The organism is Nocardioides sp. Iso805N (assembly GCF_000364605.1).
Lineage (GTDB): Bacteria > Actinomycetota > Actinomycetes > Propionibacteriales > Nocardioidaceae > Nocardioides.
On the sequence record NZ_KB822575.1, the window covers coordinates 160287 to 184729 of the forward strand.

At 68.0% G+C, this 24443-nt stretch carries 31 protein-coding genes; 6 read left to right on the top strand and 25 right to left on the bottom strand.

Annotated elements, in window-relative coordinates:
- Position 1: 1 nt before the first annotated feature.
- The 13 genes from rplX to rpsJ all read right to left on the bottom strand — a co-directional run bounded on the left by rplX (position 2) and on the right by rpsJ (position 6237).
- Positions 2-364, bottom strand: a complete 363-nt coding sequence (gene rplX, locus H036_RS0100720) for a 50S ribosomal protein L24 (protein WP_017932846.1) — start codon at positions 362-364, stop codon at positions 2-4.
- Positions 364-732: a 50S ribosomal protein L14 gene (rplN, locus tag H036_RS0100725; protein WP_017932847.1), complete on the bottom strand. Its 369-nt coding sequence runs from the start codon at positions 730-732 to the stop codon at positions 364-366. Before rplN ends, rplX begins: the two co-directional genes overlap by 1 nt.
- A gap of 187 nt (positions 733-919) precedes the next feature.
- Positions 920-1192, bottom strand: coding sequence for a 30S ribosomal protein S17 (rpsQ, locus tag H036_RS0100730; protein ID WP_017932848.1), 273 nt, complete (start codon positions 1190-1192; stop codon positions 920-922).
- Positions 1189-1434, bottom strand: a complete 246-nt coding sequence (gene rpmC, locus H036_RS0100735; protein WP_017932849.1) for a 50S ribosomal protein L29 — start codon at positions 1432-1434, stop codon at positions 1189-1191. The genes rpsQ and rpmC overlap by 4 nt, the downstream gene beginning before the upstream one ends.
- A complete protein-coding gene (rplP, locus tag H036_RS0100740; protein WP_017932850.1) occupies positions 1434-1853 on the bottom strand; it encodes a 50S ribosomal protein L16 in 420 nt (139 codons plus the stop codon). Before rplP ends, rpmC begins: the two co-directional genes overlap by 1 nt.
- 5 nt (positions 1854-1858) lie before the next feature.
- Positions 1859-2683, bottom strand: a complete 825-nt coding sequence (gene rpsC / locus H036_RS0100745) for a 30S ribosomal protein S3 (RefSeq protein WP_017932851.1) — start codon at positions 2681-2683, stop codon at positions 1859-1861.
- Complete coding sequence (gene rplV / locus H036_RS21400) at positions 2683-3108, bottom strand: 50S ribosomal protein L22 (RefSeq protein ID WP_017932852.1); 426 nt, start codon at positions 3106-3108, stop codon at positions 2683-2685. The genes rpsC and rplV overlap by 1 nt, the downstream gene beginning before the upstream one ends.
- Positions 3105-3386: a 30S ribosomal protein S19 gene (rpsS, locus tag H036_RS0100755; RefSeq protein ID WP_017932853.1), complete on the bottom strand. Its 282-nt coding sequence runs from the start codon at positions 3384-3386 to the stop codon at positions 3105-3107. The genes rplV and rpsS overlap by 4 nt, the downstream gene beginning before the upstream one ends.
- A 5-nt stretch (positions 3387-3391) precedes the next feature.
- The gene (gene rplB, locus H036_RS0100760; protein WP_017932854.1) at positions 3392-4228 is read right to left on the bottom strand and encodes a 50S ribosomal protein L2; all 837 of its coding nucleotides are present in this window, start codon (positions 4226-4228) and stop codon (positions 3392-3394) included.
- Between the two features lie 29 nt (positions 4229-4257).
- Complete coding sequence (rplW, locus tag H036_RS0100765) at positions 4258-4563, bottom strand: 50S ribosomal protein L23 (protein WP_017932855.1); 306 nt, start codon at positions 4561-4563, stop codon at positions 4258-4260.
- 2 nt (positions 4564-4565) lie between these two features.
- The gene (gene rplD / locus H036_RS0100770; protein WP_017932856.1) at positions 4566-5258 is read right to left on the bottom strand and encodes a 50S ribosomal protein L4; all 693 of its coding nucleotides are present in this window, start codon (positions 5256-5258) and stop codon (positions 4566-4568) included.
- A gap of 2 nt (positions 5259-5260) precedes the next feature.
- Entirely contained in the window at positions 5261-5917 is a 657-nt protein-coding gene (gene rplC, locus H036_RS0100775) for a 50S ribosomal protein L3 (protein ID WP_017932857.1), read from the bottom strand.
- Positions 5918-5928: 11 nt separating this feature from the next.
- Positions 5929-6237 carry a 30S ribosomal protein S10 gene (rpsJ, locus tag H036_RS0100780; RefSeq protein WP_008360994.1) on the bottom strand — a complete coding sequence of 103 codons (309 nt, stop codon included), beginning with the start codon at positions 6235-6237 and terminating at the stop codon, positions 5929-5931.
- A 580-nt stretch (positions 6238-6817) separates the two neighbouring features.
- Between rpsJ and H036_RS0100785 the strand changes: the two genes are divergently transcribed.
- From H036_RS0100785 to H036_RS0100795, 3 genes are all read left to right on the top strand, one after another.
- Entirely contained in the window at positions 6818-8203 is a 1386-nt protein-coding gene (locus H036_RS0100785) for an ABC transporter substrate-binding protein (RefSeq protein WP_017932858.1), read from the top strand.
- 104 nt (positions 8204-8307) lie between these two features.
- Positions 8308-9264: a carbohydrate ABC transporter permease gene (locus H036_RS0100790; RefSeq protein ID WP_017932859.1), complete on the top strand. Its 957-nt coding sequence runs from the start codon at positions 8308-8310 to the stop codon at positions 9262-9264.
- Positions 9261-10196 (top strand): carbohydrate ABC transporter permease, encoded by a 936-nt coding sequence (locus tag H036_RS0100795; protein ID WP_026145689.1) that lies wholly within the window; start codon positions 9261-9263, stop codon positions 10194-10196. Before H036_RS0100790 ends, H036_RS0100795 begins: the two co-directional genes overlap by 4 nt.
- A gap of 124 nt (positions 10197-10320) precedes the next feature.
- Here H036_RS0100795 and H036_RS0100800 read toward each other — a convergent pair whose 3' ends face one another.
- Positions 10321-11697, bottom strand: coding sequence for a GH1 family beta-glucosidase (locus H036_RS0100800; RefSeq protein ID WP_017932861.1), 1377 nt, complete (start codon positions 11695-11697; stop codon positions 10321-10323).
- A 75-nt stretch (positions 11698-11772) separates the two neighbouring features.
- A complete protein-coding gene (trmB, locus tag H036_RS0100805; RefSeq protein ID WP_017932862.1) occupies positions 11773-12489 on the bottom strand; it encodes a tRNA (guanosine(46)-N7)-methyltransferase TrmB in 717 nt (238 codons plus the stop codon).
- Positions 12490-12542: 53 nt separating this feature from the next.
- Here trmB and H036_RS0100810 point away from each other — a divergent pair, with 53 nt between their 5' ends.
- Entirely contained in the window at positions 12543-13325 is a 783-nt protein-coding gene (locus H036_RS0100810; protein ID WP_017932863.1) for a hypothetical protein, read from the top strand.
- 147 nt (positions 13326-13472) lie between these two features.
- On the opposite strand, the gene tuf is transcribed toward H036_RS0100810, so the two are convergent.
- The 6 genes from tuf to H036_RS0100840 all read right to left on the bottom strand — a co-directional run bounded on the left by tuf (position 13473) and on the right by H036_RS0100840 (position 19929).
- Positions 13473-14666: an elongation factor Tu gene (tuf, locus tag H036_RS0100815; protein WP_017932864.1), complete on the bottom strand. Its 1194-nt coding sequence runs from the start codon at positions 14664-14666 to the stop codon at positions 13473-13475.
- A gap of 71 nt (positions 14667-14737) precedes the next feature.
- Entirely contained in the window at positions 14738-16852 is a 2115-nt protein-coding gene (fusA, locus tag H036_RS0100820; RefSeq protein ID WP_017932865.1) for an elongation factor G, read from the bottom strand.
- A 74-nt stretch (positions 16853-16926) separates the two neighbouring features.
- Complete coding sequence (rpsG, locus tag H036_RS0100825; RefSeq protein WP_017932866.1) at positions 16927-17397, bottom strand: 30S ribosomal protein S7; 471 nt, start codon at positions 17395-17397, stop codon at positions 16927-16929.
- A gap of 1 nt (position 17398) precedes the next feature.
- On the bottom strand, positions 17399-17770 hold the full coding sequence (rpsL, locus tag H036_RS0100830; RefSeq protein ID WP_017932867.1) for a 30S ribosomal protein S12: 372 nt from the start codon (positions 17768-17770) through the stop codon (positions 17399-17401).
- Between the two features lie 176 nt (positions 17771-17946).
- Complete coding sequence (locus H036_RS0100835; protein ID WP_017932868.1) at positions 17947-19251, bottom strand: MFS transporter; 1305 nt, start codon at positions 19249-19251, stop codon at positions 17947-17949.
- 234 nt (positions 19252-19485) lie between these two features.
- Positions 19486-19929, bottom strand: coding sequence for a MarR family winged helix-turn-helix transcriptional regulator (locus H036_RS0100840; RefSeq protein ID WP_017932869.1), 444 nt, complete (start codon positions 19927-19929; stop codon positions 19486-19488).
- A gap of 58 nt (positions 19930-19987) precedes the next feature.
- Between H036_RS0100840 and H036_RS0100845 the strand changes: the two genes are divergently transcribed.
- Positions 19988-20227, top strand: a complete 240-nt coding sequence (locus H036_RS0100845) for a DUF2530 domain-containing protein (protein ID WP_017932870.1) — start codon at positions 19988-19990, stop codon at positions 20225-20227.
- A gap of 124 nt (positions 20228-20351) precedes the next feature.
- Here the strand turns inward: H036_RS0100845 and H036_RS0100850 are convergent, their stop codons facing one another.
- Positions 20352-21137, bottom strand: a complete 786-nt coding sequence (locus tag H036_RS0100850) for a DUF3027 domain-containing protein (RefSeq protein ID WP_051068570.1) — start codon at positions 21135-21137, stop codon at positions 20352-20354.
- 25 nt (positions 21138-21162) lie between these two features.
- On the opposite strand from H036_RS0100850, the gene H036_RS0100855 reads away from it, so the two are divergent.
- Positions 21163-22605 carry an MFS transporter gene (locus tag H036_RS0100855; RefSeq protein ID WP_017932872.1) on the top strand — a complete coding sequence of 481 codons (1443 nt, stop codon included), beginning with the start codon at positions 21163-21165 and terminating at the stop codon, positions 22603-22605.
- A gap of 10 nt (positions 22606-22615) precedes the next feature.
- Here the strand turns inward: H036_RS0100855 and H036_RS0100860 are convergent, their stop codons facing one another.
- The 3 genes from H036_RS0100860 to H036_RS0100870 are packed head-to-tail and all read right to left on the bottom strand — an operon-like array spanning position 22616 to position 24408.
- Positions 22616-23014 carry a cold-shock protein gene (locus H036_RS0100860; protein ID WP_017932873.1) on the bottom strand — a complete coding sequence of 133 codons (399 nt, stop codon included), beginning with the start codon at positions 23012-23014 and terminating at the stop codon, positions 22616-22618.
- Positions 23015-23071: 57 nt separating this feature from the next.
- Positions 23072-23773, bottom strand: coding sequence for a M50 family metallopeptidase (locus H036_RS0100865; protein WP_017932874.1), 702 nt, complete (start codon positions 23771-23773; stop codon positions 23072-23074).
- Positions 23770-24408, bottom strand: coding sequence for an HAD family hydrolase (locus H036_RS0100870; RefSeq protein ID WP_017932875.1), 639 nt, complete (start codon positions 24406-24408; stop codon positions 23770-23772). The genes H036_RS0100865 and H036_RS0100870 overlap by 4 nt, the downstream gene beginning before the upstream one ends.
- Positions 24409-24443 lie beyond the last annotated feature (35 nt).

The following is a 24443-nucleotide window of genomic DNA, read 5'->3' on the forward strand; positions in this document are numbered from 1 at the left end:
CTCAGATCTCCTTCCCGGACTTGCGCGAGACGCGGACGCTGCGCTCGGCGGCGTACGTCGAACCGTCGCGGCGGCGCTTCGTCACGGCCTCGCGCTTGAAGCCCACGCGGACCGGCTTGCCGTCCTCGACCAGCATCACGTTGGACACGTGGATCGCGGCCTCGGTGGTCACGATGCCGCCGGTGGTGCCGGCGCGACCGCCCTGGTCCTGGACCTTGGTGTGCTTCTTGATGCGGTTGACGCCCTCGACGATCACGCGCTCGTCCTCGATGAGAACGGCGATGACCTTGCCCTCGGCGCCCTTGTCCTTGCCGGCGATGACCTTGACGGTGTCGCCCTTCTTGATGTTCAGGCCCTTACCCATCACAGCACCTCCGGAGCGAGCGAGATGATCTTCATGAACTTCTTCTCGCGCAGCTCGCGGCCCACCGGGCCGAAGATGCGGGTGCCTCGCGGCTCGCCGTCGTTCTTGAGGATGACGGCGGCGTTCTCGTCGAAGCGGATGTAGGAACCGTCGGGACGACGGCGCTCCTTCACGGTGCGCACGATTACGGCCTTGACGACGTCACCCTTCTTGACGTTGCCACCCGGGATCGCGTCCTTCACGGTGGCGACGATGACGTCGCCGATGCCGGCGTAGCGACGACCAGAGCCACCGAGCACACGGATGCACAGGATTTCCTTGGCACCCGTGTTGTCGGCGACCTTGAGTCGCGACTCCTGCTGGATCATTACTTCTCCTTGTCGAGCTGGTTCTCATCCGCAATCGCGGCAGATGAGCCTTGCCGAACCAATATGGCCCCAGAAATTGGGATTCGTGGCGGGCGACAGGCCCAGCCACCAATGGTCGCTGGGCCTGCCCCCCAGGGTCAATTTGGCGCTGTACGGCGACACCGAGGGCCTCGCCGTACAGCGTCGATCACTTGGCCTTCTCGAGGATCTCGACGACGCGCCAGCGCTTCGACTTCGACAGCGGCCGGGTCTCCATGACCAGGACGCGGTCGCCGATGCCGGCCTCGTTGTTCTCGTCGTGCGCCTTCAGCTTGGAGCTGCGGCGCAGCACCTTGCCGTAGAGCGCGTGCTTGACGCGGTCCTCGACCTCAACGACGACGGTCTTGTCCATCTTGTCGCTGACGACCAGACCCTCGCGAACCTTGCGGTCGTTGCGCTTCTCTGCAGTCTGCTCGCTCATGCGGCACCATCCTCGTTGCTTGCACCCGGCGCCGTACGGATCCCGAGCTCGCGCTCGCGAACGACGGTGTAGATCCGGGCGATGTCCTTCTTGACCGTACGGAGACGGCCGTGGCTCTCCAGCTGGCCGGTCGCGGCCTGGAACCGGAGGTTGAAAAGCTCCTCCTTGGCCTCGCGCAGCTTGGCCTCCAGGTCGACGGCGTTGAGCTCATCGAGCTCGTGAGCCTTCAGGTCGTTCGCCATCAGAACTCACCTGCCTCTCGCGTGATGAAACGGCACTTCATGGGGAGCTTGTGGATGGCGCGGCGCATCGCCTCGCGGGCCACGTCCTCCGGAACACCGGAGAGCTCGAACATGACACGGCCGGGCTTGACGTTGGCGACCCACCACTCCGGCGAACCCTTACCGGAACCCATGCGGGTCTCGGCAGGCTTCTTGGTCAGCGGGCGGTCCGGGTAGATGTTGATCCAGACCTTGCCGCCACGCTTGATGTGACGGGTCATGGCGATACGAGCCGACTCGATCTGTCGGTTGGTCACGTAGTGACCCTCGAGCGCCTGGATACCGAACTCACCGAAGGCGAGCGAGGTGCCACCCTTGGCCGCACCGGTCCGCTTCGGGTGGTGCTGCTTGCGGTGCTTGACGCGACGGGGCATCAGCATGACGGTCAGCCCTCCTGGCTCGTCGTCTCGGCGGCGGCACCCTCGACCTGGGGAGCCGACGCCTCGGTGGCGGGGGCCTCGGCGTTGCGCTCGCCACGAGCCGGGCGCGAGCCACGGTTCGGACGGTCGCCACCTCGGCTCGGACGGCCGCTGCGGCCGGGGACGCCGGCGCGGGCAGCCTGCTGAGCCTGACGCTCGGCACGGGTGCCGGCGACCTCGCCCTTGTAGATCCAGACCTTCACGCCGATGCGGCCGAAGGTCGTGCGGGCCTCGTAGAAGCCGTAGTCGATGTCGGCACGCAGCGTGTGCAGCGGAACGCGGCCCTCGCGGTAGAACTCGGTGCGCGACATCTCGGCGCCGTTGAGGCGGCCCGAGCACTGGATCCGGATGCCCTTGGCACCCGAGCGCATCGTGGTCTGCATGGCCTTGCGCATCGCGCGGCGGAACTGCACGCGACCCGACAGCTGCTCGGCAACACCCTGGGCGACCAGCTGAGCGTCGACCTCGGGGTTCTTGACCTCGAGGATGTTCAGCTGGACCTGCTTGCCGGTGAGCTTCTCGAGCTCGCCGCGGATGCGGTCCGCCTCGGCGCCACGGCGACCGATCACGATGCCCGGACGCGCAGTGTGGATGTCCACACGGACGCGGTCACGGGTGCGCTCGATCTCGACCTTGGAGATGCCGGCCCGCTCCATGCCCTTGCTGAGCAGCTTGCGGATGGCGACGTCCTCGCCGACGTACGACTTGTACAGCTTGTCGGCGTACCAACGGGACTTGTGGTCCGTCGAGATGCCGAGGCGGAAGCCGTTCGGGTTGATCTTCTGGCCCATTACTTCTTGCCACCCTTCTTGGCCGCCACGATCTGAGCCGGCTGAACGGCCAGGGTGATGTGGCTGGTGCGCTTGTTGATCCGCGTCGCACGACCCTGGGCACGGGGGCGCCAGCGCTTCATGGTCGGGCCCTCGTCGACGTGGGCGACGGAGACGACCAGGTCACCGCGGTCGAGACCCTCAGTGGTCTCGGCGTTGGCGATGGCGCTCTCCAGCACCTTGTAGACGGTCTCCGAGGCGGCCTGCGGCGCGAAGGCCAGCAGCGACAGAGCGTCGTCCACGGGCAGGCCGCGGACCAGGTCGACGACCCGGCGAGCCTTCAGGGGCGTGATCCGCTGGTAGCGGGCGCTCGCGAAGGCGCCCGGCTCGTCGCCGAGCAGCGACTCGCGGCGCGCGCTGACGCGCTGACGGTCGGTGGTAGTCATCGACGACGTCCCTTCCGGTCTTCCTTGACGTGACCCTTGTACGTGCGGGTCGGGGCGAACTCGCCCAGCTTGTGACCGACCATGGAGTCAGTCACGAAGACCGGGACGTGCTTGCGACCGTCGTGCACGGCGATGGTGTGACCGATCATGTCCGGCACGATCATCGAGCGGCGCGACCAGGTCTTGATGACGTTGTGGGTGCCCTTCTCGTTCTCGGCGTCCACCTTCTTCTGAAGGTGGTCGTCGATGAAGGGGCCCTTCTTCAGGCTGCGAGGCATGTCGGTTACTTCCTACCCTTGCCGCTCTTGCGACGGCGGATGATCTGCGAGTCGGAGGCCTTGCGCTTGCGCGTGCGGCCCTCGGGCTTGCCCCACGGGGTCACGGGGTTACGACCACCAGAGGTCTTACCCTCACCACCACCGTGCGGGTGGTCGACCGGGTTCATCACGACACCACGGACGGTCGGGCGGACGCCCTTCCAGCGCATACGGCCGGCCTTGCCCCAGTTGATGTTCGACTGCTCGGCGTTGCCGACCTCGCCGACCGTGGCGCGGCAGCGGATGTCGACGAACCGCATCTCGCCCGAGGGCAGACGGAGCGTCGCTCGGCTGCCCTCACGGGCGACCAGCTGAGCCGAGTTACCGGCCGAGCGGGCGATCTTGGCACCGCCGCCGGGGCGGAGCTCGATGTTGTGGATCGTCGTACCGACCGGGATGTTGCGCAGCGGCAGGTTGTTGCCGATCTTGATGTCGGCGTTGACGCCCGACTCGATCAGCTGGCCCTGCTCGATGCCCTTCGGCGCGATGATGTAGCGCTTCTCGCCGTCCGCGTAGTGCAGCAGGGCGATACGGGCGGTGCGGTTGGGGTCGTACTCGATGTGAGCGACCTTGGCCGGAACGCCGTCCTTGTCGTAGCGACGGAAGTCGATGATGCGGTACGCGCGCTTGTGACCGCCACCGATGTGCCGGGTGGTGATCCGGCCCTGGTTGTTGCGGCCACCCGTCTTGGGCAGCGGGCGGGTCAGCGACTTCTCGGGGGTCGTCCGGGTGATCTCGACGAAGTCGGCCACCGAGGAGCCACGACGGCCCGGGGTAGTCGGCTTGTACTTGCGGATAGCCATGTGTCAGTCAGTCCTTCACTTCAGCCCGGTCAGGAGACCGGACCCCCGAAGATGTCGATGCGGTCACCCTCGGCCAGGCTCACGATCGCGCGCTTGGTGTCCTTGCGCTTGCCGAGGCCGACGCGCGTGCGGCGCGTCTTGCCCTTGCGGTTGATCGTGTTGACCGATGTCACCTTGACGTTGAACACCTTCTCGACCGCGATCTTGATCTCGGTCTTGTTGGCGTCCGGACGGACGATGAAGGTGTACTTGTTGGCGTCGAGGAGGCCGTAGCTCTTCTCGGACACCACCGGCGCCAACAGGATGTCGCGCGGGTCATAGTGCAGCGTGCTCATGCTCAGGCCTCCTCGGCAGAAGTCTCGTCAGCCGCGGCAGCCTTGGCCGGAGCCTTCTTGGCGGCCGTCTTCTTGGCAGCGGTCTTCTTCGCCGGGGCGACCGTCACCTCAGCGCCGGTGAAGGCGGAGTAGGCGGCGGTGGAGAAGACCACGTCGTCGGCGGCCAGCACGTCGTAGGTGTTGAGCTGGTCGGCAGCGACGATGTGCACCTCAGGCAGGTTGCGCAGCGACAGCCAGGCGGCCGACTCGACGCGGTCCAGGACCACGAGGAACTTCGTGCGCTCGGTCAGCCCGGCCAGGCCCGCGGCAGCGGCCTTGGTCGACGGCTTGTCGAGCGCGAAGTCCACGACGTGGACGCGACCGCTCTGGGCCCGGTCGGAGAGGGCACCGCGCAGGGCGGCGGCCTTCATCTTCTTGGGGGTGCGCTGGCTGTAGTCGCGCGGCTGCGGGCCGTGAACGACGCCACCGCCGCGGTGCTCCGGAGCGCGGACCGAGCCCTGACGGCTGCGGCCGGTGCCCTTCTGCTTGAACGGCTTGACACCCGAACCGGAGACCTCGCCGCGGTTCTTGGTCTTGTGCGTGCCCTGGCGAGCAGCAGCCTGCTGGGCGACGACGACCTGGTGGATCAGCGGAACGTTGACGGCAACGTCGAAGATCTCGGCGGGCAGGTCGACCTTGACAGTGTTCAGAGCCATGATCAGGCCTCCGTCTTCTTCGCGGCCGAGCGGAGGACCACAAGACCACCCTTGGGGCCGGGGACGGCGCCCTTGAGGAGGATGAGGCCCTTCTCGGTGTCGACGGCGTGCACGGTCAGGTTCTGGGTGGTGACGGTGTCAGTACCCATCTGGCCGGCCATGCGGACGCCCTTGAACACGCGACCCGGGGTGGCGCAGGCGCCAATCGAACCCGGCTTGCGGTGGTTGCGGTGGGCGCCGTGCGACGCCGAGACACCATGGAAGCCGTGACGCTTCATCGTGCCGGCGAAGCCCTTGCCCTTGCTGGTGCCGGTGACGTCGATCTCCTGGCCCGCAGCGAACGTGTCGACCGCGAGCTCCTGGCCCACGGTGTACGACGAAGCGTCGGCGGTGCGGATCTCGACGACATGGCGACGCGGGGTGGTGCCGGCCTTGGCGAACTGCCCGGCCTGCGGCTTGTTCACCTTGCGGCCCTCGATCTCGCCGTACCCGACCTGGACGGCGTTGTAGCCGTCGGTCTCGGGCGTGCGGATCTGGGTGACCACGTTGGTGCCCGCGGCGATCACGGTGACAGGGACGACGCGGTTGTTCTCGTCCCAGAGCTGGGTCATGCCGAGCTTGGTGCCCAGCAGCCCCTTCACGTTGCGTTCGATCGTCATGTCAGTGGACCTCAGAGCTTGATCTCGATGTCGACACCGGCCGGCAGGTCAAGCCGCATGAGCGAGTCGACGGTCTTCGGGGTGGGGTCGATGATGTCGATGAGGCGCTTGTGGGTGCGCATCTCAAAGTGCTCGCGGGAGTCCTTGTACTTGTGGGGCGAGCGGATGACGCAGTACACGTTCTTCTCGGTCGGCAGCGGCACCGGGCCGGCGACCTTGGCACCCGTGCGGGTGACCGTGTCCACGATCTTGCGCGCCGAGGTGTCGATCACCTCGTGGTCATAGGCCTTGAGCCTGATGCGGATCTTCTGTCCCGCCATCTGTCTCTCTCGTCCTTCTCGTCTGCGTTGCCGCGTGCGTACTCAGGACGTCCTCGGGGTTGAGTCGGTCCAGCCCAGCTACTCGCCGCCCCGCAGACCTTCGACCCCCGAGGTCGGGTGTGTCGCATTAAGAGCTAGCGCTCTGCGACACTGGCCCCTTGACCAGGATCTCCACTCTGCGGTTGTTTCGGCAGCTCCCGACGGTTCGTCGGGTGCGAATCGGGCCTCCCGGTGCGGCGCGGACACAACTGATCACCGACCGACACCCCAGGCCCACAAGAGGCCCTGTTGGGGAGACGCGATTCAGTAATCAAGATGTGCCGCACCCCGGCAGCCCGCCGGAGCAACTAGAGAATCTTGGCAGACGACGGGCCTGAGACCAAATTCGGCCGAACGTCCTTGGCTCAAGCACTTGTGGGAGCGCTCCCAAACTGATGTGATACGCGTTACGCAACCGTTACGGCTGAGGCTCGCCTGAGTCTTGACCAAGAGGAACCTGAACGATTGCATCTGGATGTACGGAGCGGACACAGGTCGGCCCTACCGACCGCTGCTCTCAACGATGAGAGGAAGTAAGCAGATGCGTGCACGCAAGACGCGTCGTGGTGCGGCGGTCGCTGCCGTCGTGGCGAGCGCAGCGCTCGTTCTCGCCGGCTGTGCCAGCTCGGACGACGACAGCTCGAAGGTCTCCGGCACCTGGCCGGGCGCGAAGCTGTCCGAGTGCTCCGGCCTCAGCCAGCTCTCGCAGTACGGCGACCTGACGGGGAAGACGATCGAGGCATACACCTCGATCACCGCGCCCGAGGGTGACGCCCAGGTCCGCTCCTACGCACTGTTCGAGAAGTGCACCGGCGCCAAGATCAAGTACAACGCCAACAAGGACTTCGAGAAGAACGTCCTCGTACGTGCCCAGGGCAACGACCTGCCCGACGTCGCCTACGTGCCGCAGCCGGGCCTGCTCAAGCAGCTCGTCGACACCGGCACCGTGGTCAAGCCGCCGAAGGACGTCGAGACCAACGTCGACAAGTTCTGGAGCACCGACTGGAAGAACTACGGCACGGTCGACGGCACGTTCTACGCCGCCCCGCTGGGTGCGAACGTGAAGTCCTTCGTCTGGTACTCCCCCTCCATGTTCCAGAAGAACGGCTGGAAGATCCCCACCACGTGGGCCGACATGATGACGCTGACCGCCCAGATCCAGAAGTCCGGTACGACGCCGTGGTGCGCGGGCTTCGAGTCCGGCGACGCCTCCGGCTGGCCGGGTACCGACTGGCTCGAGGAGGTCATGCTCCGGACCGCCGGACCGGACGTCTACGACCAGTGGGTCGCGCACAAGATCCCGTTCAACGACCCGCAGGTCTCCAAGGCCCTCGACCAGGTCGGCGAGATCCTCAAGAATCCCAAGTACGTCAACGGCGGGATCGGTGACGTGAAGTCGATCGCCGGTACGGCGTTCGGCGACGCGGGCCTGCCGATCCTCAAGAACAAGTGCGCGATGATGCAGATGGCCGGTTTCTACGCCGCCAACTGGCCCAAGGGCACCAAGGTCGGCCCCGACGGCGACGTCTACGCGTTCTATGAGCCCACCGTCGACCCGTCGAAGGGCTCGCCCGTCGAGGGTGGCGGCGAGTTCGTGGTCGCCTTCAACCACAACCCGGCGACCGAGGCCTTCCAGACCTACCTGTCGACCGACGTCTGGGCGAACGAGAAGGCCAAGGCCACGCCCGACGGCGGCTGGGTCAGCGCGAACAAGGGCTTGGACGTCACCAACCTGACCAGCCCGATCGACCAGCTGTCCGCCAAGACGCTGGCCGACCCCAAGGCGGTGTTCCGCTTCGACGCCTCCGACTCGATGCCCGGCGCCGTCGGCTCGGGCACCTTCTGGAAGGAGATGATCAACTGGATCTCCGGCCAGTCGACGAAGGACACCCTCGACAACATCGAGGCGTCCTGGCCGTCCTCGTGATCGCAGCCATGCAGCACTGAGCATCTGCGCAACAGGCCGGGTCGTGCGGTTCGCCGCACGACCCGGCCTCCCGCCGTCTTCCTCCCGAATCCACCAGGAGTGCCATGTCCACAGGCGAGAAGCTCCTCCAGATGGTCATCGCCATCGTGCTCTTCTTCGCAGTCGTCTCCGTGATCCTGCTGCTGACCCAGCGTCTGCGCTCACGCCGAGGCGAGCTCGTCCAGTCGGCAGCGTTCCTGCTGCCGGCCGTCTTCCTCATCGCCGTCGGGCTGCTCTACCCGGCGATCAACACCATCATCTGGTCCTTCCGCGACAACCTCAGCAAGAACTGGGTCGGGCTGGACAACTACCACGAGATCTTCGGTAGCAACGCCGAGCTCAAGGTTCTCGGTACGACCGCGCTGTGGGTGATCGTGACGCCCGTCGCCGCCACCGTGATCGGTCTGGTCTATGCCGTGCTGATCGACCGGGCCGCCTTCGAGCGGTTCGCGAAGGCACTGATCTTCCTGCCGATGGCGATCTCGCTGGTCGGCGCCTCGATCATCTGGAAGTTCGTCTACGCACCGCAGATCGGCCTGCTCAACGCCGTCTCCGGCTCGCTCGGACTCGGCGGGAACCACTCCTGGTACCAGGACCTCAGCCACTCCCCCTGGAACAGCCTCTACCTGATCGCGATCATGGTCTGGGTCCAGACCGGGTTCGCGATGACGGTGCTGTCCGCCTCGATCAAGGCCATCCCGACCGACATCGTCGAGGCCGCCCGGCTGGACGGCGTCGGCGGCTGGAAGATGTTCCGCTACATCACCGTCCCGAGCATCCGTCCGACCATCATCGTGGTGCTCACGGCCATCACGATCACCACGCTCAAGGCCTTCGACATCGTGCAGAGCATCGGCGCAGGCGGGGCCTGGCACACCAACGTGCTGGCCTACGACTTCTACATCCGGCAGTCGCAGGGCCAGAACGGCACCGCCTCGGTGCTCGCCGTACTGATCTTCATCCTGGTCAGTCCGGTCGTGATCTACAACGTCCGGCAGATGCGAAAGGCTGAGGCTCGATGACGACAGTCGTACCCGAAGGAGCGATGGCCGCCGCGCCGGTCATCTCCGCCCCCAAGGCCGCCAAGCACGCGCTGACCTCACCGTGGGCCTCGCTGGCCGCGGTCGTGCTCGCGATCGTGTGGACGGTGCCGACGGCCGGCCTGCTGATCTCCTCGTTCCGACCCGAGACCGACGTGAAGACGACCGGCTGGTGGCACGTGTTCACCAGCCCGAGCTTCACCCTCGACAACTACCGTCAGGTGCTGTCGTCGGGCTCGCAGACGAACCTGACCGGCAACCTGGTCAACACCATCGTCATCACGCTGCCCGCGGTGATCATCCCGATCTTCCTGGCCACGATGGCGGCGTACGCGTTCGCCTGGATGAAGTTCCCCGCCAAGAACCTCCTGTTCGTGCTGGTCTTCGCCCTGCAGATCGTGCCGATCCAGGTCTGCCTGATCCCACTGCTGAAGCTCTACAACAAGCCGCCGTTCCACCTGATGCCGATCCACGGTGGCGAGAACCCGCCCGCTGGCGGTCTCTACTCGGTGTGGCTCTCGCACACGATCTTCGCGCTGCCGCTGGCGATCTTCCTGTTGCACAACTTCATGCGGGAGATCCCCGGCGAGCTGATCGAGTCGGCCCGCGTCGACGGAGCCGGTCACGTCCAGATCTTCTCCCGGATCATGCTGCCGCTGATGATGCCCGCGATCGCGGCGTTCGGGGTGCTGCAGTTCCTGTGGGTGTGGAACGACCTGCTCGTGGCGATGATCTTCGGGCAGTCGACGCCACCGCTGACCAAGGCGCTGACCGACCTGACCGGTACCCGCGGCCAGGACTGGCCGCTGCTGACGGCCGGTGCCTTCGTGTCGATGGTGATCCCGCTGATCGTGTTCATCGCCATGCAGCGCTTCTTCGTCCGCGGCCTGCTCGCCGGCAGCGTCAAGGGCTGACGCGCGAGCCCGCGGCGAAGGAGCCGGCCGAGGAGCCAGGCCACACCCTGCGACACAACAGGGGCCCGCCACCCAGAGAGAGGTGGCGGGCCCCTGCGCTTGGCGCGGTGGCAGGCAACGGAGGTCAGCCGCGCAAGCGCTCCTGGAGCCAGCGGTACGACGCCTTGGGCGTCCGCTCCTGGGTCTGGGGATCGACGTGCACGATGCCGAAGTACTTCGTGTAGCCCTCGGCCCACTCGAAGTTGTCCAGCAGCGTCCAGACGATGTAGCCGCGGATGTCCGCGCCGGCCTGGCGGGCCCGCTCGGTGGCGGCGATGTGATCCTCGAGGTAGGCGCGCCGGTCCTCGTCCTGCACGCAGCGACCGACTCCCGGCACGTCAGCCACCACGTCGTCGGCGTACGCCGCGCCGTTCTCGGTGACCATCAGAGGCAAGCCGGTGCGCTTGTAGGTCTCCAGGAGCAGCTCCTCGAGACCGTAGGCGTCGACCTCCCAGCCGATGTCGGTGCGCGGCTCGCGGACGACGAAGGTCACCGGCTCGGCGCCTGGGTAGGCGTCGGTCTCCGGATGCCGGACATCCCCCGCCGGGGTCGGCTCCACCGGCCCGGGCCGGACAGGCGTGTAGTAGTTGACGCCCATCCAGTCGGCCGAGCCGCGAATCAGGTCCAGGTCGCCCTCCCGCACCAGCTCGGGGTCGGCGAGCACCGGGGCGACGCGCAGCAGGCCGGCGTCGTACGCGCCGTCGACGAGCGGACCGAGCCAGACCCGGTTGCGGATCGCGTCGATGCCGTCCGCGGCCTCGGGCGGGAGGCCGGGCTCGGGCCAGATCGGGGCCAGGTTGAGCACGATCCCGACATCCTGCGAGCCAGCGGCATGGAGCCGCTCGGCGGCCAGGCCGTGGCCGAGCAGCAGGTGGTGCGCGGCGCGGTGGGCCTCGCCGCCCTCACGGCGGCCGGGAGCGTGCACCGCCGCGGCATAGCCGAGGTACGCCGCACACCACGGCTCGTTGTGGGTAGCCCACACCTTCACCCGGTCGCCGAGGCGCTCGTGGACGACCATCGCATAGTCGGCGAAGGCGTAGGCGGTGTCCCGGTCGAGCCACCCGCCCTTGTCCTCCAGCGCCTGCGGCAGGTCCCAGTGGTAGAAGGTGCCGGTCGGCGTGACGCCGCGCGCGAGCAGCGCGTCGACCAGCCGGTCGTAGTAGGCCAGGCCGCGCTCCTCCACCGAGCCGACGCCGGTCGGGATGATGCGCGGCCACGCCACCGAGAAGCGGTAGAGGTCGGCGCCGAGGTCGGCTACCAGGTCCACGTCGTCCTGGTAGCGGTGGTAGGAGTCGCAGGCGACCGAGCCGTCCTTGCCGTCCTTGGTCGCACCCGGCACCAGGGAGAAGGTGTCCCAGATCGAGACGCCCCGTCCGTCCTCGGCGGTGGCGCCTTCGATCTGGTACGAGGCACTTGCGGCGCCGAGCGCCAGCGCCGGGCCGGAGGGGAGATGCAGGGTCATGGGCGCCATCGTAGCCGGAAAGTGGGAGCGCTCCCATAGCGGGGCGCGAGCAATTCCGGACGGGCGCCAGGACGATCAGGAGCGCGTGTAGGCCAGGTCGGTGATGACTCGGCCCTTGGCGACGCCCTTGCGTTCGAACTTCGTCTCCGGGCGCTCGGCCCAGCGCGGCACCACGCCCCCGCTCAGCGCGGGCTCGGCGTCGAGCACCTCGACCATCTGCTCGGCGTACTCGACCCAGTCGGTCGCCAGCCGCCACGTCCCGCCCGGCGCGAGCCGCGAGGCGACCAGGCGGGCGAAGGACGCGCTGACCAGCCGGCGCTTGTGGTGCCGGGCCTTGTGCCACGGGTCGGGGAAGAAGGTCCACAGCTCGCTGAGCTGCCCCGGAGCCACGGTGTGCTCGAGCACCCAGACCGCATCGACGCTGCACATCCGGACGTTGCCGATGTCGACCTTCTCCAGCCGGCGCAGGGTGTCAGCGACACCTGGCTTCCAGACCTCGATCCCGATGACGTTGTGTGCGGGCCGAGGCACGGCCGCCAGGGTCTCCCCCACACCCGAGCCGATCTCGATGAGGAGCGGCGCCTCACGTCCGAACCGCTCGCTCCAGCTGAAACCCGGGGCGGCGACGTCCTCCTCGGGCACGACCCACTCCGCCTCGCGGGCGTCCCAGGCGCGCTGCTGGCCAGGCGTGAACCGGGCGCCTCGGCGGGTGTAGCTGACCACCTCACGCAGCGGGCGACCGTCCTCGGTGAGACGGGCTCCGGGACGGGCGGGATCGACGATGCCAGACATGTGCCCATTGTCCAGGATGTGGCCGCGATCTCCCGCCTCGGTAGCCTGGCGCGATGTTCTCGGAACGTCTCACCCGTACCGCGGCAGCGACGGCCGGCCTGATGGCGCTGCCGTTGCTCGTCGCGCCCGCCTCCGCCGCGCCGATTCCCGGGCCCATCCACGCCGGCAACACGTTCGGCTGGTACCCGGTCGCCAAGCGCTACGAGTTCGTCAGCCCGCTCGGCTCGGACTGGCAGACCCACGGCAACGTGCGCACCCAGAACGGCATGCTGACCCTGCTCAGCGGCACGCGTGGCGACGTCACCGCCACCCTGCGGGGTGCCGGACATGCCCACGGACGCTGGGAGATCCGCTGGCGCGGACGCCAGTACGGCCACGCACACACCTCCTACCGACTGCAGTCCGCGCTGGTCCCGGTCGCGTCGAGGGCACGCCACTGCGGCGCCCAGGACGTCACCTTCGAGGACAAGACGGCCGGCCAGAACAAGGCCGGGCTGGCGATCAACGCGCTGCCCAACCTCGCCTTCACCAAGACCGTGCGGCCGCGCGGGCAGTCGTTCACCGGCGACCACTGGCACACCTTCGCCGTCGAGGTCACCGGCAAGCGGATCTCGTGGTTCGTCGATGCGCACGTGGTGGCGACGGAGACCCGTCCAGCGGCGCTCTCCGGCGTGCCGCTGACGGTGCGGTTCCGGCTCAAGAGCACCAAGGGCGAGCGGATGGCCCCGGCGCGGATGCAGATGGACTGGCTGCGCTACTGGACGCTGAGCAAGCCGGACGACAAGTCCACCAAGGCGCCGCGACCACACAAGACGACGTACGACGACGCCTGCTGAGTCCGACTCCGGCGCCGAACGACCAGGACCCCCGAGCCACACCGGCTCGGGGGTCCTTGCTTCTTCGCAGCCGTCAGGGCCGCGAAAGGCGAAGGGCGCCCGGCCGAAGCCGGACGCCCTTCAGGGTTGCGGGCTAGCCCGCGAAGATCACTTGTTGATCTTGGTGACGCGGCCGGCACCGACGGTGCGGCCACCCTCACGGATCGCGAAGCGAAGGCCCTCGTCCATCGCGATGGGCTGGATGAGCTCGACCGACATCTCGGTGTTGTCACCCGGCATGACCATCTCGGTGCCCTCGGGCAGGGTCACGACGCCCGTCACGTCCGTGGTACGGAAGTAGAACTGCGGGCGGTAGTTGTTGAAGAACGGCGTGTGACGGCCGCCCTCCTCCTTCGAGAGGATGTAGACCGAGGCCTCGAAGTTGGTGTGCGGGGTGGTCGTGCCCGGCTTGATCACGACCATGCCGCGCTCGACGTCCTCGCGCTTGGTGCCACGGAGGAGCAGACCGACGTTCTCGCCGGCCTGGCCCTCGTCGAGGAGCTTACGGAACATCTCGACGCCGGTGACGGTCGACTTCTGCGAGGTCTCGCGGATGCCGACGATCTCGACCTCCTCACCAACCTTGACGATGCCGCGCTCGATACGACCGGTGATGACGGTGCCACGACCGGTGATCGTGAAGACGTCCTCGACCGGCATGAGGAACGGCTTGTCCGTCTCACGCTCGGGGGTCGGGATGGCCTCGTCGACAGCGTTCATGAGCTCGAGGATCGACTCGCCCCACTTGGCGTCGCCCTGCAGCGCCGGGAAGGCAGCCACACGCACGACCGGGATGTCGTCGCCCGGGAACTCGTACTCGTTGAGGAGCTCGCGCACCTCCATCTCGACGAGCTCGATGAGCTCCTCGTCGTCGACCATGTCGCACTTGTTGAGCGCCACGACCAGGGCCGGCACGCCGACCTGGCGGGCGAGCAGCACGTGCTCGCGGGTCTGCGGCATCGGGCCGTCGGTGGCGGCGACCACGAGGATCGCGCCGTCCATCTGGGCCGCACCGGTGATCATGTTCTTGATGTAGTCCGCGTGACCGGGGCAGTCAACGTGCGCGTAGTGGCGCGCCTCGGTCTGGTACTCGACGTGCGCGATCGAGATCGTGATGCCGCGCTGACGCTCCTCGGGAGCCTTGTCGATCTCGTCGAACGCCGAGGCGGCGTTCAGGTCCGGGTACTTGTCGTGCAGGACCTTGGTGATCGCCGCAGTCAGCGTGGTCTTGCCGTGGTCGATGTGACCGATCGTACCGATGTTGACGTGCGGCTTGGTCCGCTCGAACTTCGCCTTAGCCACTGGGGCTCCTCCTGGTGTGTTTTTTACTTGACTCGTACTGATGGTGGTGTTGCCGAAGTCCCGAAGGCGAATTACTCGCCGCGAGCCTTCTTGATGATCTCGTCGGCGACGTTCGTGGGAACCTCGGCGTACGAGTCGAACTCCATCGAGTACGACGCCTGACCACTGGTCTTGGACCGGAGGTCACCGACGTACCCGAACATCTCGGAAAGCGGCACAAGGGCGGACACGACGAGGTCGCCGTGGTTCTCCTCCTGCGCGCGGATCTGGCCACGACGGGAGTTGATGTCACCGATGACCGTACCGAGGAAGTCCTCGGGGGTGGTCACCTCAACGGCGAACATCGGCTCCAGCAGGACCGGCTTGGCCTGACGAGCGGCCTCCTTGAAGGCCTGGTTGCCGGCGATCTTGAACGCGAGCTCCGACGAGTCGACGTCGTGGTAGGCGCCGTCCTCGAGGGTGAACTTCACGTCGACCATCGGGTAGCCGGCGAGCACGCCGAACTGCATGGCGTCCTGGCCACCGTTGTCGACCGACGGGATGTACTCACGCGGAACGCGACCACCGGAGACGGCGTTCACGAACTCGTAGCCCGCACCGAGACCGGTCTCCGGGTCGATGTTCGGCTCGACCGAGATGACGACCTTGGCGAACTGACCCGAACCACCGGTCTGCTTCTTGTGGGTGTAGCTGTGGTTCGCGACCTTCTGGCGGATGGTCTCGCGGTAGGCGACCTGCGGCTTGCCGACGGTGGCCTCGACGCGGAACTCGCGCTTCATCCGGTCGACCAGGATCTCCAGGTGGAGCTCGCCCATGCCGGCGATGATCGTCTGGCCGGTCTCCTCGTCGGTCTTGACGACGAAGGTCGGGTCCTCCTCGGACAGACGCTGGATCGCGACGCCGAGCTTCTCCTGGTCCGACTTGGTCTTCGGCTCGATCGCGACCTCGATCACCGGGGCCGGGAACGTCATCGACTCGAGCACGACCGGGTTGGCCGGGTCGGAGAGCGTGTGACCGGTCTTGGTGTCCTTCAGACCCATCACGGCCACAATCTGGCCGGCGCCGACCGACGCGATCTCCTCACGCTTGTTGGCGTGCATCTGGTAGACCTTGCCGATGCGCTCCTTGCGACCGTTGGTCGCGTTGAGCACGGTCCCGCCGGCCTCGAGCTTGCCGGAGTAGACGCGGACGTAGATCAGCTTGCCCAGGTGCGGGTCGGTCGCGATCTTGAACGCGAGCGCGCTGAGCGGCTCGTCGTCCGACGGCTGACGGGTGACCTCGACCTCGTCGTTGTTCGGCTTGTGGCCGACGATGGACTCCACGTCCACCGGCGAGGGCAGGTAGTCGACGACGGCGTCGAGCAGGGGCTGGACGCCCTTGTTCTTGAACGCCGTGCCGCACAGGATCGGGTTGAGCTTGTCGGCGAGGGTCGCGCGGCGGATCGCTGCCTTCAGGGTGGGCACGTCGAAGACGTCGCCGTCCTCGAGGTAGACCTCCATGATCTCGTCGTCAGCCTCTGCGAGCGTCTCGACGAGCTTCTCGCGCCACTCGGCCGCCTTGTCGGTGAGGTCCGCGGGGATCTCCTCGACGACGTAGTCCTCGCCCTGCTGGGTCTCGCCACGCCACACCTTGGCGTTCATCTCGACCAGGTCGACGACGCCGATGAAGTCGCCCTCGGCGCCGATCGGCAGCTGAAGGACGAGCGGGGTGCTGTTGAGCTTCGCCACGATCGTGCCGAGCACGCGGTAGAAGTCGGCACCGGTGCGGTCGAGCTTGTTGACGAAGCACATCCGCGGGACGGCGTACTTGTTGGCCTGGCGCCACACAGTCATCGACTGGGGCTCGACACCGGCAACGCCGTCGAAGACGGCGACGGCGCCGTCGAGGACACGGAGCGACCGCTCGACCTCGACGGTGAAGTCGACGTGGCCGGGGGTGTCGATGATGTTGATCTGGTGGTTCTTCCACCAGCAGGTCGTCGCGGCGGACGTGATCGTGATGCCGCGCTCCTGCTCCTGCTCCATCCAGTCCATCGTGGCAGCGCCCTCGTGGACCTCACCGATCTTGTACGAGATACCGGTGTAGAACAGGATGCGCTCGGTGGTGGTGGTCTTACCGGCATCGATGTGCGCCATGATGCCGATGTTTCGGACGGTCTTGAGGTCCGTGGTGATGTCGACAGCCACTGTGTCAGCGTTCCTTTAAGTCTCGGGTGGAGCAGGTGGAGCAGGGGCCCGCGGTGGGGGCCCCTGCCCTTAGGTCACCAGCGGTAGTGCGCGAAGGCCTTGTTCGACTCGGCCATCTTGTGGGTGTCCTCACGCTTCTTCACCGCGGCACCGAGGCCGTTGCTCGCGTCGAGGATCTCGTTCATGAGGCGCTCGGCCATCGTCTTCTCACGACGGTCGGCGGCATAGCCGACGAGCCAGCGCAGCGCGAGCGTGGTGCCACGCGTGCCCTTGACCTCGATCGGAACCTGGTAGGTCGCACCGCCGACGCGGCGGGACTTGACCTCGATAGCCGGCTTCACGTTGTCCATCGCACGCTTGAGCGTGACGACGGGGTCGGTGCCGGTCTTCTCGCGGCAGCCCTCGAGGGCGGTGTAGACGATGCGCTGGGCGACCTGCTTCTTGCCGTCCTGCAGCACCTTGCTCACCAGCTGGGTGACCAGCTGGGAGCCGTAGACCGGGTCGACGTCGATCGGACGCTTGGGAGCGGGACCCTTACGAGGCATCTCACTTCTCCTTCTTCGCGCCGTAACGCGACCGGGCCTGCTTGCGGTTCTTCACACCCTGGGTGTCGAGGGTGCCACGAATGATCTTGTAGCGAACACCGGGAAGGTCCTTCACACGGCCGCCACGAACGAGCACGATCGAGTGCTCCTGGAGGTTGTGACCGACGCCGGGGATGTAAGCGGTGACCTCGACGCCACTGGACAGGCGCACGCGGGCGACCTTCCGGAGGGCGGAGTTCGGCTTCTTCGGCGTGGTGGTGTAGACGCGGGTGCAGACGCCACGGCGCTGCGGAGACCCCTTCAGGGCGGGCGTCTTCGTCTTGGACGCCTTGTCCTGGCGGCCCTTGCGGACCAACTGGTTGATAGTGGGCACCTGGTGGTTCCCCTTCTTTTCTGCTCTCACACCGCGACGACCTGCCGCGGCGGATTCCTACCGATGTGTCGAGGTGGTGCGCTACCGACCGGCCGCTTCTCGCCCCCGAGGTCGGGCGTGTCGCCCTCTGTCAGCGTGGCGTGCGCCCCCGGGAACCTCGATCCTGATCCGAGGCTCTACTTCCGAACACGCGCGACGGCCTGGTCGTCCCAGACACGATCCACAAGGCTACCGGCCGGCTTGAGGGGGGTCAAAACGCTGGACAGGCCCCCACGCAGCCGGACGAGGAGCGCGATCGCCAGCACGACGCCCAGCAACACCATGCTGCCACCCACCCACAAGGTCCAGCGCGGCCCCCACGCCTGTCCGACCCAGCCGATGATCGGGGCGCCGATCGGCGTACCGCCCTGGACGACTGTCATGTACAGCGCCATCGAGCGACCCCGCATGGCCGGCTCCGAGGTGAGCTGGATGGTGGCGTTGGAGCTGTTGAGGAGCGTGATCGTGCAGAAGCCGATGATCGGCGAGAAGACCGCGAAGGCGACGTAGGAGGGCAGGCTTCCCGCGATGATCTCCGCGACTCCGAACCCGGTCGCCGCGAACGCGAGCAGCCGCAGCGGGATGCTGGCGCGCCGGGCCGCCATCAGGGCCCCGGCCAGCGAGCCGACCGCCAGGGTCGAGCCGAGCAGGCCGAACTCGCCGGCGCCCTTGCCGAAGACCTGGGTGGCCATCAAGGAGGAGGTGAGCTGGAAGTTCATGCCGAAGGTGCCGGCGAAGAAGACCAGCACGAGCACGAAGAGCATCTTGGGCTGCGTGCGGACGTAGCGCACGCCCTCCATCAGGGCACCTCGACCACGGATGCGGCCGGGGATGATGCGCAGCAGCGAGGTGTTCATCCGCTGCAGCTGCACGATCACCGCGAGGTAGGACACCGCATTGAGGAGGATGACGATGCCGGTCGCCGTCGCTCCCCCGCCGAACACGGCGATCAGCAGCCCGGCCAGCGCCGGGCCGATGATGCGGGCGGTGTTGAAGGCGGCGGAGTTGAGGCCCACCGCGTTGGTCAGGTCATCGGGCCCGACCATCTCCGAGACGAACGACTGCCGGGCCGGTACGTCGAAGGCGGCACCGACACCGAACATGAAGCTGAGGACGTAGACCATCCAGATCTGCGCCTGCCCGCTGAGCGCGAGGACGCCGAGCATCAGCGAGACCGTCGCCATCGAGAGCTGGGTCAGCTGCAGCATGCGGCGCTTGGAGAAGCGGTCGGCAATGACCCCGGCGTACGGCGTCAGCAGCAGGACGGGAAGGAACTGCAGGGCCGTGACCACACCCAGGTCGGTGCCGCCGCCGTGCAGCGGCTTGAGCACGAGCCAGTCCTGAGCCGTGCGCTGCAGCCAGGTGCCGGTGTTGGAGACGACGCTCCCCACCAGGAACAGGCGGTAGTTGGGGTTGCGCAGCGCTCGGAACGTGGGGCTCAAAGCATGACCTCTCTCTCCTGGCCGTCGCGAGCGGCGGCCAGGGCGTGGGATGGCAAGGCGACTGAGTGAGGCGTCGAGTCGAGCTTGCTCGATCTCGGACGCCGAGCGAGGGAGCCACCGCGCGCAGCGCGGTCGGCGGAGGAGGGAGCCGTGGCGGAGCCACGGTGACCGACGACAACGCAGCCAGCGCGCGTCATGGGTGCCGCGCAGCAGGCTGGGAGGGAGAGGTCGTGCTTATTCGTTGGCGATCCTCTCGAGGATGGGAGCGGCGTCGCGCAGGATCGCGCGCTCAGCGTCGGTCAGGTCGCCGAACCGCCGGGCCAGCCACTCGTTGCGGCGGGCACGGTCGGCGAGCAGGGTGTCTCGGCCCTTGTCGGTCAGCGAGACCACCACCTGGCGGCGGTCGGTCTCGCTCGGCTGGCGCAGGGCGTAGCCGCCCTCCTCCAGGCAGTTGACGGTGCGAGTCATGCTGGGCGGCTGGACCCGCTCGCGCTGCGCCAAGGCGCCCAGCGTCATGTCGCCGAACCGCTCGAGGCCCGCCAGCACGGCCATCGCGCCGATCGACAGGTCGTTGTCGGGGTGACGCTCGGAGACGAGGCGGCGCCGCAGCCGCATGACCGACAGGCGCAGCTCGCTGGCCAGGCTGGCGTCGCTGCTGGATGCACCCGATGAAGTCATATCGTTAGCGTAACTCATTAACATCGCTAACTATTCCTCCGCGCGCTAGGTTGTGCGCGTGCAGGACAAGCCCCGGCGACCGATCGCCGACGTACCGCCTCTCGACGTGGACGGCGTCCGCGCGGTCGAGGTCGGGACCATCATCTGGCTGGTCGCCTTCATCGGGATGCTGCCGTTCTACGGCCGCCTCAAGGACGACGGGCACGGCTGGTGGCTGTGGACCTGCTTGGCCGGCTTCGGCCTCGGCGCGCTCGGCGTCGAGTACTGCCGACGCCGGCGCGCCCGCCACCAGGAGTGAGGGCCCGACGCGCCGCTAGGCGTCGCTGACGTGCGCGGCGCCGAGGCGGAGGCTCGAAGGCGGCCTGGGCGCGAAGCGGCCGTCGAGAGCCGACAACATAGGCGACGTGCCGTCAGCGACGCCTCTAGAAGTTCTCGAGCTCGTCGGGGGTGATGGTGTCGATGACCGGCTCCGGCACGGGAAGGGGCTCCTGCTTCTTCGACAGCCGCACCTCGGAGTGCGCGCCGCAGCCGTGATCCATGCTCACCACCCGGCCGTCGTCGTTGGCATCGCCGTTGGCGCACACCCCGAAGTGCTGCGCCAGGTGTCCCGCGATGCGCATCAGGAAGCCGCAGCTGTGACAGTGGTGCGGCGCGGCCTGCGCGATCGGCGCAAGCGGACCGCTCTCGCTCTCGTACCACCGCTCCGCGGCGGCGTCGTAGCCCTCGGGGCTGAGCGTGCGCACCCGACCCAGGCCGAGGTCCAGGGCGACCTGGCGCACCTGCGCCTTCGCGTCCGCGTCGAGCGGGTCGTCGCCGAAGAAGTAGGTCGGGACCAGCCGCGGGTCGTCGTCACCGACCGGGAGCAGGTCGCCGGGCGAGAGGTCGCCGGGCTGGATCCGCTCGCGGTAGGGCACCCAGGCCGGGGCCACGATCGCCTCGTCGCCGGGGATGAGCACCAGCTCGTCGACGGTGATGGGGCCGCCGTCCAACTGCACCACGGTGACCGACCAGCGCCAGCCGACGTAGCCCTTGCGGGTGCAGGCGAAGAGGTGGGTGACGACGCCGTCGCTCTCGACGACGTTGCCCAGGTGGTCACCGACATCGGAGGCATCACGGCCGAGATCGGCGACGAGCGCAGAGCGAGCGTCCTCGACGGCGGTCAGGACGTTCGGGCCGGCGTACGGCGTGGCGGTGCTGGTCACCCGCATATCCTAGACGTGAAGAATGGAGCGTATGACCTCGGACGAGCAGCGCTGGCGGGATCCGCACCTGGATCCCGACGACGCATACGACGACGAAGCGCTGTCCGGGGCCCACCGTGCGGCAGGTGCTGCGCGCGCGACAGCACGCGGCGTGGCCGCCACTGGACGCGGCCTGAAGGGCTTCGGCCGCTACGCCGTCACACAGGCGCGACGGGCGGCCGATGCCCAGGGAGCCGACAAGTCGGGGCTCAACCGGCTCCTCGAGATGCATGCGTTCAACACGGCCGGCGACGCCGCGGTCGCGATCGCTCTGGCGGGTTCGCTGTTCTTCTCGGCCAGCGACGCCGCAGCCGGCGCGTCGTGGGGTGCTCGTGGACACGTGGCCCTGTTCCTGGCCCTGACGATGGTCCCCTTCGCGGTCGTGGCGCCGCTGCTCGGACCGCTGCTGGATCGCTTCTCCCACGGCCGCCGCTGGGCGATCGGCACCACGATGGCAGCGCGTGCCTTCTTCTGCTGGATTCTCGCCGGAGCCCTCCCCCACCAGTCGGTGATGATGTACCCCGCCGCGCTGCTCGTCCTCGTCCTCTCGAAGGCGTACGGCGTGACGCGGGCCGCCGCCACACCGCGCCTGATCCCGCAGGGCTTCACCCTGGTGAAGACCAACGGGCGGGTGTCGATGGCCGGCATGGTCGGCGTCGCGATCTCCGCACCGATCGCGGGACTGTGCTCACTGGCCGGGGCCGAGTGGGTGCTGCGCTGGGCGACGGTGCTGTTCGTCGTCGCGACGGTGCTCGCCATCCGGCTGCCGGCCCAGGTCGACCACAGCGAGGGCGAGGGCACGATGACCTTCCGTGGCGACCTGACTGCGCCGGCCGATCATGGTGGCGGCACGCTGCGCGTGCCTCAATCGGTGGCCTACGCCCTGCGCGCCAACTGCGGTCCGAAGTTCCTCTCGGGCTTTCTCCTGATGTTCATGGCGTTCCTGCTGCAGGGCCCCCACCATCCGCTCCCGAGCTGGAACTCGACGCTCGTCCTCGGCCTGGTCGCGGGCGGAGCGGGCGCAGGCAACTTCCTCGGCACCGTCCTCGCCTCGCTGCTGCGGCGCGTCAACCCTCGACTGACCCTGGCCGTCGTCCTCGTCTCAGGCAGCGCGGTCGTGCTGCTCACGGCCTTGCGCGCCAACATGATCACCCTGCTGGCGCTCGGAGTCGTCGCCGGCGGCGGCGCCGCGCTGGCGAAGTTCGCGCTCGACTCGAGCATCCAGCAGGACGTCCCGGCGCGGGTGCAGACCAGCGCCTTCGCACGCTCCGACACCACCTGCCAGCTCGCCTGGGTGGTGGGCGGTTTCGTGGGGATCGCGCTGACCCCGCACCAGCACCTCGGCCTCTACGTCGCCTTCGCCCTCCTGACGGCGTGGGCGATCCACGTGCTCTCGCACCGGCCGGGCACGCGCCGGGGCGACGACGTGCTCTGAGACGGGCGGCTCAGACCTCGAACTCGTCGGCGATCGAGCGCAGCGCCGGGCTGACCTTCTTGGCCAGCTCTCGGGTCGGCGGACGACCGTGCTCGTAGCCCTCGCGGATGTCGTCGAGCAGCTTGATGACGTTCTCGATGATCAGGACCATCTCCTCGGGCTTGCGGCGCTGGGCGGCGCGCTGGTTGCGCGCGACCGACTTCGGCGCCTCGAGGATGCGGACCTGCAGCGCCTGGTCGCCGCGGCGCCCCTGCGCGATGCCGAACTCGACACGGGTGCCGGCCTTCAGCGTCTTGGCCGTGCCTTCGGGGAGCGCCTCGGCGTGGACGTACACGTCGGGGCCGTCATCCTGCGACAGGAAGCCGAAGCCCTTGTCGGCGTCGAACCACTTCACCTTGCCAGTGGGCACGGATCCAACCTCTTCTTATTCGGTACGTCTGCCCCGCCGGATCGGGGCCGCAAAAGCCTACAGGCGCGGGACCAGGGTCGCGCCACCAACGACGAGACCGGCCAGGTTGGCGGCGAGCAGGACGAGGATCCACAACACGGTCGGGAGCCTGGTCAGCCGGGCCAGCTGATCGGGATCCGAGCCCCGGCGGCTCGCCTTCGAGCGGCGCAGCAGGTCCACCAGCGGCCGAGGGGCGGCCAGCAGCAGGACCCAGGCGACCAGGCAGGCCAGCACGGCCTGGGTGTGGGCTCCGGCGTACCGGGTGACGGCGGCGAGCCCCGCACCCAGGGCGACGACCGTGAGCAGGCCGTAGCCGTTGCGCACCCACACCAGCACCCCCACCAGGACGACGATCAACAGCCACAGCAGCACCAGCGCCTGACCGTGGCTGAACAGCAGCGTCGCAACGAGGCCAAGTACGGCGGGGGCCAGGTAGCCGGCCATCAGCATCACGACCATGCCGGGACCGCGTGGCCTGCCACGGGAGACGGTCACACCGGAGGTGTCGGAGTGCACCTTGATCCCGGCGAGCCTGCGACCGACCAGCACCGCGACCAGGGCGTGTCCGGCCTCGTGCACGACCGTGACGGCGAGCCGGATCCAGGGCCAGGTCAGGTGCCAGCCGACCAGCACGAATGCGACCAGGCCGCATCCGACCACCCAGCGCGCGTCCGGCACCGGCTGGGTGGCGGTGAGCTGATCCCAGAGGCGGGCGATCACCGAGGCTGGGCGGCGAGGTGGTCCTCGAGCCAGTCCGGGAACTCGTGCAGCGACTCCAGCACGACGTGGGTGCCGGCATCGACGAGCTCGGCGCGCGTGCAGCCGCCGGTGAGGACGCTGACACTGGTCACCCCGGCCGCGAGGGCGCCCTCGACGTCGTGGATGTGGTCGCCGACGTAGATGCTGGCGCCCTCGCGCTGCAGCACCGAGGCCTTGCCGATCCCCCAGACCTCGCCCTCGAGGTGGTCGGCGACCAGCTCCAGGTGATCGAGGTGGAGCCGCGCGTTGCGGGCGAACTTGCCGGTCACCACCAGGATCCGGCCGCCCCGGTCGGCCACCGCCGCCAGTGCCTCGCGCGCGCCGCCGAGGGCGGGCGTGCCGGCCACGGCATAGGACGGGTAGAGCGCCCGGAACCGATCGATCGCAGCAGCCATCCGATCCGCCTCGACGTACGGCCCCAGCAGGAGGTCGAGCGGCGGGCCGAGCTTCGCGGTGAGCTCGACGACGGGCAGCTCGACACCGAGCTCGGAGCCGAGCGCCGTCAGCACGTCGCGGAACCCGGGAGCGGTGTCGATCAGCGTCATGTCGAGGTCGAAGCCGACCACCAGGTCAGCAGGGCGCGACGGCTTCGGCATGGCTTCAGCCTAGTTCGCCACGTCGGCCGACCAGG